Source organism: Flavobacterium sp. 5, assembly GCF_002813295.1.
GTDB lineage: Bacteria > Bacteroidota > Bacteroidia > Flavobacteriales > Flavobacteriaceae > Flavobacterium.
Genome location: NZ_PHUE01000001.1, coordinates 437,971 through 451,108, shown reverse-complemented (window position 1 = coordinate 451,108; position 13,138 = coordinate 437,971). Strand labels below are relative to the sequence as shown.

Sequence of the window (13,138 nt, the reverse complement as noted above, 5' to 3'; positions counted from 1 at the left end):
TGAAATAGAGTATTTTGGCGTATCTTTACAAGTATTAAATTTTAAGAATAATGATTCTCTATATTAAAAATATGGTTTGTAACCGTTGTAAAATGGTAGTCAAAACAGAATTAGATAAACTTGGTATTTCGGCTCAAAAAGTGGAGTTGGGAGAAGTAACTATTGATACCGATTTAGATACCAATAAAAAAGAACAACTCAATCAAATTCTTTTAGATTTAGGTTTTGAATTAATCGATGATAAAAAAAGTAGATACATTGAAAAAATAAAATCGGTAATCATTGTATTAATACATGAGCAAAATAATGATTTGAAAATAACCTTATCTGATTATTTGAGTCAGAATGTGTATCATGATTATTTTTATCTTTCTAATCTTTTTTCTGAAATTGAAGGAACTACAATCGAAAAATATTTTATCGCCCAGAAGATAGAACGTGTAAAAGAATTACTGGCTTACAATGAATTGTCTTTGGGAGAAATTGCTTTTCAGCTGAATTATTCTAGTGTAGCGCATCTTAGTAATCAGTTTAAAAAAGTAACAGGGCTTTCACCAAGTCATTTTAAAAATATACGATCTGGTTCTAGAAAATCCTTGGATGAGGTATGATTTATTTTAAAATATAAAGCATCCCTTTAGCAGTTTACCAATTTACAACTATTTGTATTACTTTCAATTTGTATGGTTGGGTGTTGAATTTTGTGTTCGTTCATTACTTTATAAATGGCCGAAAAAATAGCATCTTTCTGAATTTGATCCTCCATTTTTATAACAGCGTGTAGTGAGCCAATATTGTATCGCCCATCTAAGCTCCAAATGTGCAGATCGTGGATGTTTTCGACACCATTGATTTGTTGGAGTTCATTGGATAATTCCTCAATATTGATGTTTTCGGGAACGGCTTGCAATAGCACTTTCATGGTACTAATTAAGTTACTCGTTGCATTGTAGCCGATGAAAATTGCAATTGCAAAAGTCAATAGGCTGTCTATCCAATACCAATTTGTAAAATGGATTACAATTGCACCAACTATAACCGCTGCCCAGCCTAATACGTCTTCTAACAAATGTAACATTACGGCTTTGCTGTTATGTGAGTGGGAGTGTGACTGTTCATCTTGATGTTCGTGTGAGTGCTCACCTTGATGGGAATCTTCGCTTGATTTTTTTATTTTTAAAAAGGCAAGACCATTGATAGTGATACCTAAAACGGCCAACCATAACATTCCTTTGCTATTTATAATTTGGGGGGTTATGAATGATTTATAGGCACTGATAGACATAAATATCGCACCAATTAGCAGAAAAATAGACATGCTTAGAGCAGACAGTAATGAAAATCGCTTGAATCCATAACTGAATTTTGGGGTACGTTTTTTATTGGATTGTTTTTCTAGCAGTACTGTTAAACCAATGGCGATAGCATCTGTAAAATCGTGAAAGGCATTAGCAATAATCGCAGTAGAGTTGATGGCCATTCCGCCAATAACCTCTACAATCGAAAATAGGAGGTTAAGCCAAAAGGCTAATGTAAGGCCATCTTTGGGCGAATGATTATGGTTGTGTGTATGTGACATTGTTGTGAGGCTTTTAGTGTACTACAAAGGAACAATGAACGGGTATAGAAAACAATGAGCGAAAGAGGTAAGTATTGGACTAATCGTGGTTTTTGTTTCGAAATGCTAAAGCGGTCATTCCAGAAACCTTGCTGAATAGTCGGGAAAAATAGGCGTAATCATCGAAGTTTAATTCTGAAGCAATTTCCTTAACAGATTTGTTAGAATGATGTAGTAGGCGTTTGGCTTCTAGAATAACACGTTGCTGAATATGATGTGAAACTGAAAAGCCAGTCGCATTTTTCACACATTCATTTAGGTAAGCCACCGAGATATTTAACTTTTTTGCGTAGTCAGCAGGGCGTTTGGCAACTGCAAAATCCTTTTCTAATATCGTTTTGAAGGCTTTGGTTGTGCTATCAAATCGTGAAAGTTTGTCCGTGAGATTAGATTCTTCTAAATATTGCGATATAATTAGGGCGACTAAGGCGTTGCAACAATCTTTTAGCAAAGGTTGGTATAGTTTGGTTTGTTTGTTTTTAAAGATGTTTACGCAGAGTTCTGTTACGTGGGCTATGACAGAGAAATTTTGTGTTGTAACAGCCAAAGGATGAACAGGAGCGAGGTCTTCGAGTAATTCCAGATATTCGCGATTAAGCCGATCGCTACTCATGGCTAGAATATAACAGGTCACATCATTTGTTTTCAGAATACGGTGTACCTGATTGGGATGAATGTATACGACTGCCGAATTTTTTATATCATAATTTTCAAAATCAATTTCTATGATCGATGTGCCTTTTTCTTGTAATAAAAAGAAGTGATAATTGTGACGGTGTGAGTGACTGGTTTCTTCTGAAAGGTGTACATCGCCAAATGAAATTTCTCTGATAGCAATACCTGTATCAAATTCTTCGGCTAATGGATTTACAGGAATGGATCTTGTCGTTTTACGCATTCTCTTTTAGATTATCTATGTAAAGTTAATCATTGCCATTGGTATCTACTAATACCTTTTCATTTTTGAAAATACTGAAACAAATTTTTACTAATCCTTATCATTTGTCAATCTATGGTAAAAATAGATTGCAATGCATAGTGGTTATCTTCAAATAACCCCATGAATGGGGTTGTATAACGCCAAATTTTAAATAGCTTCATTAAAATTTTATATGTTAACTATAAAATTTTAAGTTTCTTGTTTAAAATTTTAATGAAGCTATTTAAAAATTTAAGATATATAATTAAAATTTTAAATAGAATATTTAAAATTTAATTGTCTTTAATTAAAGTTTTAATTTAATACTCTAAAATTTTATATATGTATATTAAAAATTGGAGTTTTGTAGAGAATTTAGTCAATAAAAAACCTCTTCGCATTCGTTTTTCGAAATGTGAAGAGGTTTTAAGTTGGTTTACTAGAATGCTTTGCGAAGGTTTATTTTTCGATTTGCATATTGGTACTAATCGCAATTCTGTTCCAGGCATTTATAGTCACAACAGCCATTATAAGTTGGGCGATATAACTTTCGTCAAAAAGTTGGGTTGCTTTTTTATACACTTCATCAGATAATCCGTGATTGTGAATTAATGTGATTTCTTCTGTAATGGCCAAAATCACTTTTTCTTCTTCAGTAAATAAATCAGTTTCACGCCAAGCATTTAGTAAAAATATACGTTGAGGTGTTTCTCCGTTTTTTAGGGCATCTGTGGTATGCATATTGATGCAATAGGCACATTTGTTGATTTGCGAAGCACGAATTTTTAGTAATTCTTTATGTGTTTTTGATAATTGTGTGGTTGCCAAATACCCTTCTAAAGCGTACATTGCTTTATAGGCTTGTGGGGCAGTTTCGTTAATGTCGACTCTCTTTTCCATGTTTGTTATGTTTTTTAATTTTGATAGGACAAAGTTCGAAATAACATAGCAGATAAAACTTAAACTGGTTTAAGAACGCTTTTTATTTCTTATTTCGCTTAAATATTCGGGAGTAAATCCTAAGAAAGAAGCGATAAGATATTGAGGAATTCGTTGTACAAAATCGGGATATTTACTATTGAGCTGATGATAAAAATCTTCTTTAGAAAAACTATATAAATATTTTATCCGCATTTGAGAAGCGGCATAAGCCCGCTGGAAAATGAACCTGAAATAGCGTTCCATTTTAGGAAATTCTGCTAATAATTTTTCCTGCGAATGATGATCAATGACTAAAATCTCTGAATTTTCGACAGCTTGAATATAAAATTCGGAAGCTTGTTGGTTTTCGTAAGCGATATTGTCGGTAATCCACCAATTTTCGATGGCGAACTCGGTAGTTTGTTCAGTCCCTTTTTCATTGACAAAAAATTTCCTCAAACAGCCGTTAAGAACAAAATAATTTGATTTACATATTTGACCTTCGAGAAGTAAATTCTCTTTCTTTCGGACTTTTACAACCTGAAAAAAAGCTAAAATATCGAGGAATTCAGTATCATTTACTTCGATGAATTTTTCTAAATGGTGTTTGAATATTTCGGACATAATTTGTTTCTAAGTGGTTTTTGTCAAAAAAGGACTAATGATTTAAGGGTATTGCTAAGGTACATTAGTTTATTGAAAAATAAAGATTGATTACCTATTTAGCATATAAAGAAGAAGTCAAATTTGAATTCTTTGCTAAATTGATAATCAATCATTTTTTAGGAAGGATGTTTTTAGTTAGACTCCCAATTAAACATTTCTATTATTTTTTTTAACCCATTAGGGGAGTGCATCCAGTCAGTATTATCCAATGTTTCTTTTCCTACTTCGGCAAATCTTTCGAACATTTGTTTTTCATAATGTGCTATCGCCGATTTTAAATCAGTGAAATTTTCGCTGGTTAAACTTTCGCTTAATTGCAAAGCATCGAGCATTGCCATGTTTACACCTTCGCCAGCATAAGGAGGCATAAGGTGTGCTGCATCACCAATTAATGTAATGTTAGATTGTGCTTCCCAAGATTGGTCTAAGGGCATACAATACAAAGGATTTGGTATGAGATAATTCTTTTCGGCTTCAAATAATTCAAGCCAAATACTGTCCCAATTCGAGTATTCTTTCTTGAACCATTCTAAAACTTGTGAGTCATTTTTAAAATCAATATCAGCGTTTTTAATCCAATCGGGATCTATGTTCCAACCTGCGTAAAAATCTAAACTTCCATCGCCTTTGGCACTTACACTTAATGTCTGTGAATTGCCAAAACCCATTATTTTCCCACCTTGTAATAAGGCGTTAATTCTAGGTGTATTTTTCTCAGAATCGTAAATATTCCCCATCAATACCGTAACACCTGAATAAAAAGGTTTGATTGGCGTAACAAATGGACGAATTTTTGAATTAGCACCATCTGCCCCAATTACAATATCGGCAGTGGCAGTATTACCATTTTGAAAAATAATTTTCCATTGGTTATCGATTTCTTCAAGCGAAAGAATATGACTGTCCCACACAACGGTGTCTGCTGCTAAAGAATCTAATAAAAGATTTCGCAGTGGTCCACGATCAATTTCGGGTCTAAACCATTCATCGCCAAAATCACCTTTACTGTTTTCGTGATGTTCATCAAAGAAAATTTCTGCATTTTCATCAACTATACGAAGTCGATCTGCATCGGGTCTATAATTTGCTTTGAAAGCATCCATCAAACCCGCTTCTTCAAGTGCTTTTAATGCCGATTCGTGATGCAAGTCAAGTGTAGCACCTTGCGCTCTTACCTCTCTATTAAAATCTCTTTCGTATACTTTTACATCAGCACCTTTTTTTTGTAAAAGTCTAGCTAATGTTAATCCCCCTGGTCCTCCGCCAATGATGGCTATTGTTTTGTTTTTAAGTAAATTCATTTTACAGTGTTTTATAATTACAGAGCAAAATTACTTTTTGGGTAAGTCTAAAAATTGTATAAATCGGTCATTCTCATTTTTATTCAATCCTTTTGGGGTCAATCCCGAATGTTTTTTGACAGTTTTAATGAAATGAGCTTGGTCTGTAAAATTTTGTTCAGGGAAAAATTTGCCCTCTTTGATTTGTGGCCAGGATGCTTTGAATCGCAGAATGTTGCAATATTCTTTTAAGGAGATTCCAATATATTGATTAAAGTAGCGATTGATTTGTCGGCTTGACCAAAATGATTTATCAGCTAATTCTTTTACGGTCAATGAACCATCTGAAGCATAAATGTGTTCAAATAATTTACGCTTTTTATCGTCTATTTTTTTTTCTTTGAGAATTTGGTGGATTTTTTCTGAAATCTTCTTTATAAAACGGTCAAAGTCATTTAGATCATCAATGCCGATATCCCAAAAGTTATCGGGCAGTACCAATGGATGATTTTTTTGGTCGGCAATAGAAGTTTCCAGAATATATTCGACAGCAAGTAATTTGAAGCTAACCGCAAAAATGGTGGCTGTGGATGCAAATATGGTTTGCGAAGAATGTCTGTCCAAATCCATAAGCATGGCATCGAACGGCTCTTTGCTAGAATAAGAAAAAAGTACATCAACTCTTCCATCGGGCAAAACAGCCAGTTCCCTGTCTTTATCAGAATTATTAACAAGCATCCAAAAGCTACCTACAAACTCAGAAAGCGTGGGGTCGGGTAGAGCAGTTCTTAATTCTAGTTCGGTATTCATTGGCTTTTGTATAGTCTCAAATTTAGTACTATTATGGCGTTTACACAAAACTTGTTATTTTATGCAGTAGTATTTTTAGTTTTAGATTGGATTAATAGTAGTATTTTTTTTAGTCCATCAGGCGAGTGCATCCATTCGGTGTTATTCATTGTGATTTTTCCAATTTCGGCAAATCTTGCAAACATCTGTTTTTCGTAATTCGCTATTGCCGATTTTAAAGAAGTAAATTCTCCGTTGGTTAAATTTTCGCTTAATTCTAAGGCATCAAGCATCGCCATATTTACACCTTCGCCTGCAAAAGGAGGCATTAGGTGTGCAGCATCTCCAAGCAATGTTATATTAGATTGCGCTTCCCAATATTGATCTAATGGCATACAGTACAATGGTCTGGGCTTGAATTCGTATTTTTCGCATTCAAACAATTCGTGCCAAATAGGATCCCAATTGGAGTACTCTTTTTTAAACCATTCCAAAACTTGTTTGTTATCTTTAAAGTCAATTCCTCTATCCTTGCTCCAATTGATGTCTTCTTTCCAACTGGCACCAAAAAGCAAATGACCATCATTTTTGGTAACAATAGTTAACATTCTAGAATCACCATAGCCCATGATTTTTCCATCTTTCAAAAGGTCATGAATTTTCTTTTTTTCACTGCTATAAACATCACACTGTAAAAAAGTAACGCCCGAATAAAAAGGCTTAATTGGTGTAACGAATGGACGGATTTTGGAATTTGCACCATCTGCTCCAATAATTATATCGGCTGTAGCAGTACTGCCATTTTCAAAAAATATTTTCCAAGCATTGGTATTGTTTTCAAGCGAAACAATATGGCTGTCCCAAACGACTGTGTCGGGCTGAAGGGAATCTAATAGAATTTTTCTCAATGCGAATCTTTCAATTTCGGGACGGAACCATTCATCGCCAAAATCACCAGTCGACTCTTGATTAAGTTTATCATAATAGAGGGTTGCATTTTCATCAACAACTCTGGCTCTGTCGGCACCAGGACTGTAGTTGTCTTTGAAGGTATTCGTCAAACCTGCTGATTCAATTGCTTTTAAACCCGACTCAAAATGTAAGTCAAGGATAGTGCCTTGTACTCTTGCGTTTTTATTAAAATCTCTTTCATATACTTTTACATTTGCTCCTTTGAGTTGTAAAAGTCTTGCCAATGTTAGTCCGCTTGGACCACCACCTATGATGGCTAGAGTTTTGTCTTTTAGTAGATTCATTATGTATTGATATTTTGTATGATGCAAAACTACATGGATATTATAAACTAAAATAGTTACATTTGACTATAATTTAGTCTTAAAAGCTCATTTATGGAGATAGTATTGAATGCTGGAGTTAATTTATTAAGTAGCTTTGCAGATAAGCTTAATACGACTATTGATAGTAGTGGCAAAGTCATTATTCCAGAGCAATTTGGTAATGGGTACTTGCAAGGTTTTATTTTTAACAAAAACCTTAGGATGATGATTCAGAATTTTGAGCTAAAAGAAGATTTGATGGTAAAAAGAACTTTTGCGCAAAATGATACTGAAAAAGTTATTATCACGTTTCACAATTTCTTTTTATCAAATGCTGAAAATTATGATTCGACTATTAATACAAAAAAGCTGCAGTCGATTCAGGTTTTTTCAGGGAAGTTAGAAACAGAAAAGTTTTTTTCAAGCAAGACTTTGTTTAAATCAATTATAATAGGCATTGAAATAGCATATCTCAAAGAATTGCTAAAGGGAGATTATGAAAACACTATTCTAAACACTATTACAGGTAAAGACAAGTCATTTTTGTTTGAAGAACTGATGCCAGCAAGCATACAAAAAGTGGTTCATGAAATGTTGGTAAATCCTATTCCAAGCAATTTAAATAATTTTTATCACAAGGTAAAAGCGGAAGAATTGATATGTCTATTGATTGCCGAACTGTTAAAAAGAGAAAATGCAGCCATGTCAGCATTGAATATTGACGATGTACAGACAATTTATAAAATACGAGACACAATGCTCAAACAATTGGAAATTGCACCTAATCTTGACGAATTGGCAACCATTGCTAATTTTAGTAAATCGAAGCTCAAACGTCTTTTCAAGCAAATTTTTGGCACTAGTCTTTTTAATTATTATCAATCCTTCCGAATGCAGGAAGCTGCCAATTTACTTCGGGAGCATAAACTTTCAGTATCGGAAGTAGGTTTCCGCTTAGGTTTCAGTAATCTGAGTCATTTCACCAGACTTTTTGAAGCGCATATTGGTGTGAAACCAAAGCGTTGGAGTATGGAGAGTTAGGCAAGAATGTACATAATTTTTATTCCGAATAATTTACAATGGCTTTATCTACTTTCATATCACTATTGAAACTCATCACTTCTACGGCTTTTCTACTTGTTGCAGTGTTGATATAATAAATGGTCAGACTATTCACTCCAATTAATAAGTCTAAAAGTTCAAATTTTAAGGTTGGATTATTTTCTAATCCCCAAGTCCAATAGTTTCTAACATTATCTTTTCCAACTACAGTTCCTTTCGTTTCAGGAAATCGTTTTAAAGCTAATGGACTTTCAATTGAAAAGTCTTCAGAATAATGAGATAGTATTATATTAAGATCGTGAGAGTTCCATGCTGTTACCCATTCTTCGGCAAATGCTGTTGCAAATTCTTTTGTCATTTTTTATCTATTATATTTTTATAATTAAGTATTATTTTTTTGTTTCAACAACGGCTAAATTATTTATTATTCTCCATTCATTATCAGTATCCAAAACCAATGAATTGTAGGAAACAAAATAATTTTCCGAACTCTCCAAACGAAGTTTAACTGAAGCAATTGTATTGTTCACATCAATATTTTCAATTGTCATTATTCTTGGGAGTCCACCAAAAATTCCGTCTCGAATGTTAGCCAAATATTTTTGTTTGTCAATTACTGTTACTCCCGAAGTTCCCATAAAACCATTATTGGTTACACGAAAGTCTTTATGTAATACTTTTTCCAAAAGTATTGTATCGCTGTTATCACCACCTTTTACAAAATCTGTAATGGCTTGTTTTATCTTGTCGTTCATTTTAGTTTAAACTTTAAATAGTTTGATTATGTCAGCTTGGTTGAAGATTATAGCGTTAATTAACTTCGTCTGTTCGCCATCGCTCTATTTTGTTGATCTTTACAAATGTAAAAAAGTACAGCCTAAACTGTACTTTTTAAATGTTTTATTTAATTGACTTTTGTAGTTATTAAACTAGTTTTTTAATTGGTGATATTCCATTTTTTGATGTTCTCAGCATTAATTTCGTTGGTTCCATCTTTTGGATTGGGTTGTCCTTTGCCTGTATTAATTAAGTTCTTTAAACTGTTTTGAATAAATCCTGTCCAGGCATCATGACATATATTATAGCATTCATCAGTTGGTGTTAAACCTTCGTGTGTAAATACGACTTTGGTTTCAGTACCTTCTATAGAAATATCAAAAACAAGTTTGGTATTTACCCATTCCGTTTTATCTTCGATGAAATTAAATTCATTTGCTAGCACTTGGTAGACTAACTTCTGGTTTTGAACTTTTTCAATAAGTTTTATTTTGCATAGGTGAAGGTCTTTGTAATGATAGAAAAAAGTTTCACCTAGTTGATCTGTTTCGCCCTCAATATCTTCGCTCCACCAAGCTTTAAAATTTTGAATTGCATTGTAGGCTTCGGTTTGTGTTTTATCAACCAAAATGGTCGATGTAAAATCTTGATTTTCCATATGATTTGATTTTTGTTTATTGTATTTATTTCAGTTTCTCAGCAAGGTTTTCTAAATACTGAGTCCATGCGCTTGAGCAATTCCCATAGCATTCAAATTTAGGAACTAAGCCTTGATGAGTGAAAGTAACTTTGCTTTTGTCTCCTAGTTTTGATATTTCAAAACCAAATTTTGTGTTGGTCCATTCATCTGTTTTTTCAGCAAAGGAAAGATTACTCTCTGTTACCAGCCAGACGATTTTTTGGTTAGGCACTAATTCAATCAATCGATGTTTGGTATAATGTACTCCATTTCCAGCATTAAATGTAAACTCTTCGTTGAGTGTATTGCTGTTACCTTGAATATCTTCTCCAAACAAACCTATCCACCATTTTCGAACATCAATTAGCGTTTCAAAAATATTTTCTGGCGTTTGGGACGATTCAATACTGAAAGTATAATTTTTAGTTTCTGTTTCCATTTTAATTTTATTATAAAGGATAGCTAATTTACAAATAATACTGATATTGAATTCTAATTATATTTGTTAAACTATTCTGTTTTAGTGTTTTGTATTTATGTCAAGTCTTGATTTTCTTTTCTGATCTTAGTTGTTATACTAAAGAATTAAAATTATTATGGTAAAGGTACTGTCTAAATGTTATCGCTATAGGTTGTAATATGGACATTATAGAGGGTTGATTTGGACACGATTTAATGGTATCTTTGCTTAAAATAATATGCTATGAACCATCTTACTATAATTGTTCCAGAGGGTGAAAATAATTTAAGTAGTATTGTTGGTGCTTATAAAATATTTTCAAGAGCCAATGACTATTGGAAGCAAACTAAGAATACCGAATTGTTTACTATTCAGTTGGCGGGTATTTCTAAAGAGGTTGGATTTTATGATGGACTGTTTTCAGTAAGACCTCATGTGAATATTGCTGAAATAACCAAAACCAATTTGATTATTATTCCATCATTGAATCACAATTATGTAAAAGCTTTGGAAGGAAACAAAACTTTAATTAATTGGATTGAGAAGCAATATAAAAATGGGGCAGAGGTTGCAAGTATTTGCACGGGAGCTTTTATGCTAGCTTCATCAGGTTTATTGGATGGTAAAAGTTGTTCTACACATTGGGCAGCTGCCGAAAATTTTAGAACTATGTTTCCCAAGGTCAATTTACAAACCGATAGATTGATTACAGATGAGAATGGAATTTATACCAATGGGGGTGCGTATTCTTTTCTAAATTTAATTATTTATCTGATAGAGAAATATTTCGATAGACAAACCGCTATTTATTGTTCCAAGGTTTTTCAGATTGAAATGGATAGAAATAGCCAGTCTGAATTTGCCATCTTTACTGGGCAGAAATTACATGAAGATGATACTGTAAAAAAAGCACAATCCTATATTGAGAGTAAACTACATGAAAAAATTTCTGTAGAACATTTGTCCTCTACGTTTTCGGTGAGCCGAAGAAACTTTGATAGACGTTTTATTAAAGCTACTGGTAATACTCCTGTAGAATATATGCAAAGGGTAAAAGTAGAATCGGCAAAAAAAGCTTTTGAAAGCAGTCGAAAAACCATTAATGAAGTAATGTATGAAGTAGGATATTCGGATGTAAAAGCGTTTCGGGAAGTATTTAAAAGAATAACAGGTATGTCACCAATTGATTACCGAAGTAAATATAATAAAGAAGTTATGCTTTGATAGAATACTTGTTGTTTTATGGGAAAAATAAACCTTGCTCTAATTACTTAAAGCAAGGTTATTTAGTGGCATTATTTGTTGTGGTATTATCTAAATTCTCTTGAGTTGTACAGCCGAGATATTTATAGTTACTTCAGTTTCTTGTAACTTTCTGTATTGCCATTAACGTTTTCGATACGTATTCCTGTAATTTTCTTTCCCTCTCGGATAAACTGAACATGTATTAACTTTTCTTCAACATCAAATAGATCGCCTCCCATAGGTATAAGGACTGCTTGGCGATAGCTTGATAAAGAAAAGATAAGTTTATCCCCTTGTAGGGTTACCGTTTTTGAACCATAACTACCGACAAATTCCTTTAGTTGTTTTTCGTCAAGTTTTACAGGATTCTGTTTCACTTTTAGAGATGTCAATAACCAAGGATAAATACTTTGCGGATTACTAGTTTCTTTTTTTGCTAATTTTTCTAATGCTTTTTGTTGAGCAATGAAAAGCGCATCGGATGCAGGTACTTCAATATCTGGTTTTACCCCTGTGCCTTCCCAATTGGTATTTGTAATTGGATTAATTGCTCTTCCAAAAGGAACGAAGATAGTAAAGCGATCGTTGATAATTAGTTCATCACCTGGATTGGCACCTCCACCAGTGGTTTCTCCAATTATGGTAGCCCGTTTTAAGTTTTTTAAATTATAGGTAAACTCTTCTGCTGCAGAAAAAGTGCCTTTACTTGTCAATACATAGACATCTATATCTGGGCGTCGCTTGCCTGTAACGTAGGGCAATGTCCATGTTTGAGTATTTTCATTGGAAGGGCGAAAATAGAAGTTATTTAGATGCACAGGTTCTGCAGTAAATAAATAACTGCTGATAAGCTGAATCATTGCTGGACTTCCGCCACCGTTTTTACGTAAGTCTATAATTAAGGCATTGGAATTGGCGAGAAAGTTCATCGCACTTACCGCTGTTTCACCAGCAAACTGTGGATCTTCAAAGTTACGAAGATCTAGATAGCCAATATTTCCATCTAAAATTTTAACTTCTTTAAAACCATAGTTTTTCATCTTCAATTCTTCGAGCATAGCAGGAGGAATTTGATTATTATTGGGGTTTTGTGATTTACTTTCGTTTACTTCTTTAATGTATTCGGGATTAAGTCTTACTCGAATATGTCTGTCCTTGCTGATCGATTGTAAGTCTGAGGTAAGTCGTTCCGAAAACAAAACAGCATCGGTAGTAGTTGTATAATCTCCTTTTTTAAGATTAGCAGACAGTAGGTTTGCCATTGTGCTTGCTGTTTCCGGGAAAACATAATTTTTATTCAATAGGTGATTGATCGAATCAATAACAACTTGTTGTTCCATAGCTGTAACAGTCGGTTGGTTGGATTGAGCAACCGAAGTAAGAATAGAAATAAACAAAAAAAGCAAACAAAACAGTGTGTTTTTGTTTTTCATAATTGTATGATT

The 13,138-nt window shown here is 33.4% G+C and carries 15 protein-coding genes; 3 read left to right on the top strand and 12 right to left on the bottom strand.

Annotated elements, in window-relative coordinates:
* Positions 1–50: 50 nt before the first annotated feature.
* Positions 51–611: an AraC family transcriptional regulator gene (locus CLU82_RS01790; protein ID WP_100841471.1), complete on the top strand. Its 561-nt coding sequence runs from the start codon at positions 51–53 to the stop codon at positions 609–611.
* A 26-nt stretch (positions 612–637) separates the two neighbouring features.
* Here CLU82_RS01790 and CLU82_RS01785 read toward each other — a convergent pair whose 3' ends face one another.
* From CLU82_RS01785 to CLU82_RS01755, 7 genes are all read right to left on the bottom strand, one after another.
* Positions 638–1,579 carry a cation diffusion facilitator family transporter gene (locus CLU82_RS01785; protein WP_100841470.1) on the bottom strand — a complete coding sequence of 314 codons (942 nt, stop codon included), beginning with the start codon at positions 1,577–1,579 and terminating at the stop codon, positions 638–640.
* Between the two features lie 79 nt (positions 1,580–1,658).
* The gene (locus tag CLU82_RS01780) at positions 1,659–2,516 is read right to left on the bottom strand and encodes an AraC family transcriptional regulator (protein WP_100841469.1); all 858 of its coding nucleotides are present in this window, start codon (positions 2,514–2,516) and stop codon (positions 1,659–1,661) included.
* Between the two features lie 480 nt (positions 2,517–2,996).
* Positions 2,997–3,437 (bottom strand): carboxymuconolactone decarboxylase family protein, encoded by a 441-nt coding sequence (locus tag CLU82_RS01775; protein WP_100841468.1) that lies wholly within the window; start codon positions 3,435–3,437, stop codon positions 2,997–2,999.
* Positions 3,438–3,506: 69 nt separating this feature from the next.
* A complete protein-coding gene (locus CLU82_RS01770) occupies positions 3,507–4,082 on the bottom strand; it encodes a Crp/Fnr family transcriptional regulator (protein ID WP_100841467.1) in 576 nt (191 codons plus the stop codon).
* Between the two features lie 173 nt (positions 4,083–4,255).
* Positions 4,256–5,425: an NAD(P)/FAD-dependent oxidoreductase gene (locus tag CLU82_RS01765; RefSeq protein ID WP_100841466.1), complete on the bottom strand. Its 1,170-nt coding sequence runs from the start codon at positions 5,423–5,425 to the stop codon at positions 4,256–4,258.
* Positions 5,426–5,455: 30 nt separating this feature from the next.
* Positions 5,456–6,214, bottom strand: a complete 759-nt coding sequence (locus CLU82_RS01760) for an AraC family transcriptional regulator (protein WP_100841465.1) — start codon at positions 6,212–6,214, stop codon at positions 5,456–5,458.
* Between the two features lie 59 nt (positions 6,215–6,273).
* A complete protein-coding gene (locus tag CLU82_RS01755; RefSeq protein ID WP_100841464.1) occupies positions 6,274–7,449 on the bottom strand; it encodes an NAD(P)/FAD-dependent oxidoreductase in 1,176 nt (391 codons plus the stop codon).
* A 93-nt stretch (positions 7,450–7,542) separates the two neighbouring features.
* On the opposite strand from CLU82_RS01755, the gene CLU82_RS01750 reads away from it, so the two are divergent.
* Positions 7,543–8,511, top strand: coding sequence for an AraC family transcriptional regulator (locus tag CLU82_RS01750; RefSeq protein ID WP_100841463.1), 969 nt, complete (start codon positions 7,543–7,545; stop codon positions 8,509–8,511).
* Positions 8,512–8,530: 19 nt separating this feature from the next.
* Here CLU82_RS01750 and CLU82_RS01745 read toward each other — a convergent pair whose 3' ends face one another.
* The 4 genes from CLU82_RS01745 to CLU82_RS01730 form a co-directional block, all read right to left on the bottom strand.
* Positions 8,531–8,890 (bottom strand): nuclear transport factor 2 family protein, encoded by a 360-nt coding sequence (locus tag CLU82_RS01745; RefSeq protein WP_100841462.1) that lies wholly within the window; start codon positions 8,888–8,890, stop codon positions 8,531–8,533.
* Positions 8,891–8,921: 31 nt separating this feature from the next.
* A complete protein-coding gene (locus CLU82_RS01740; RefSeq protein ID WP_100841461.1) occupies positions 8,922–9,287 on the bottom strand; it encodes a nuclear transport factor 2 family protein in 366 nt (121 codons plus the stop codon).
* A 182-nt stretch (positions 9,288–9,469) separates the two neighbouring features.
* Positions 9,470–9,967, bottom strand: coding sequence for an ATPase (locus CLU82_RS01735; protein WP_100841460.1), 498 nt, complete (start codon positions 9,965–9,967; stop codon positions 9,470–9,472).
* A 25-nt stretch (positions 9,968–9,992) separates the two neighbouring features.
* Positions 9,993–10,427 (bottom strand): SRPBCC domain-containing protein, encoded by a 435-nt coding sequence (locus tag CLU82_RS01730; protein WP_100841459.1) that lies wholly within the window; start codon positions 10,425–10,427, stop codon positions 9,993–9,995.
* A 264-nt stretch (positions 10,428–10,691) separates the two neighbouring features.
* Here CLU82_RS01730 and CLU82_RS01725 point away from each other — a divergent pair, with 264 nt between their 5' ends.
* Positions 10,692–11,672 (top strand): GlxA family transcriptional regulator, encoded by a 981-nt coding sequence (locus tag CLU82_RS01725; protein ID WP_100841458.1) that lies wholly within the window; start codon positions 10,692–10,694, stop codon positions 11,670–11,672.
* Positions 11,673–11,800: 128 nt separating this feature from the next.
* On the opposite strand, the gene CLU82_RS01720 is transcribed toward CLU82_RS01725, so the two are convergent.
* Complete coding sequence (locus CLU82_RS01720) at positions 11,801–13,126, bottom strand: S41 family peptidase (protein ID WP_100841457.1); 1,326 nt, start codon at positions 13,124–13,126, stop codon at positions 11,801–11,803.
* Positions 13,127–13,138: the final 12 nt, after the last annotated feature.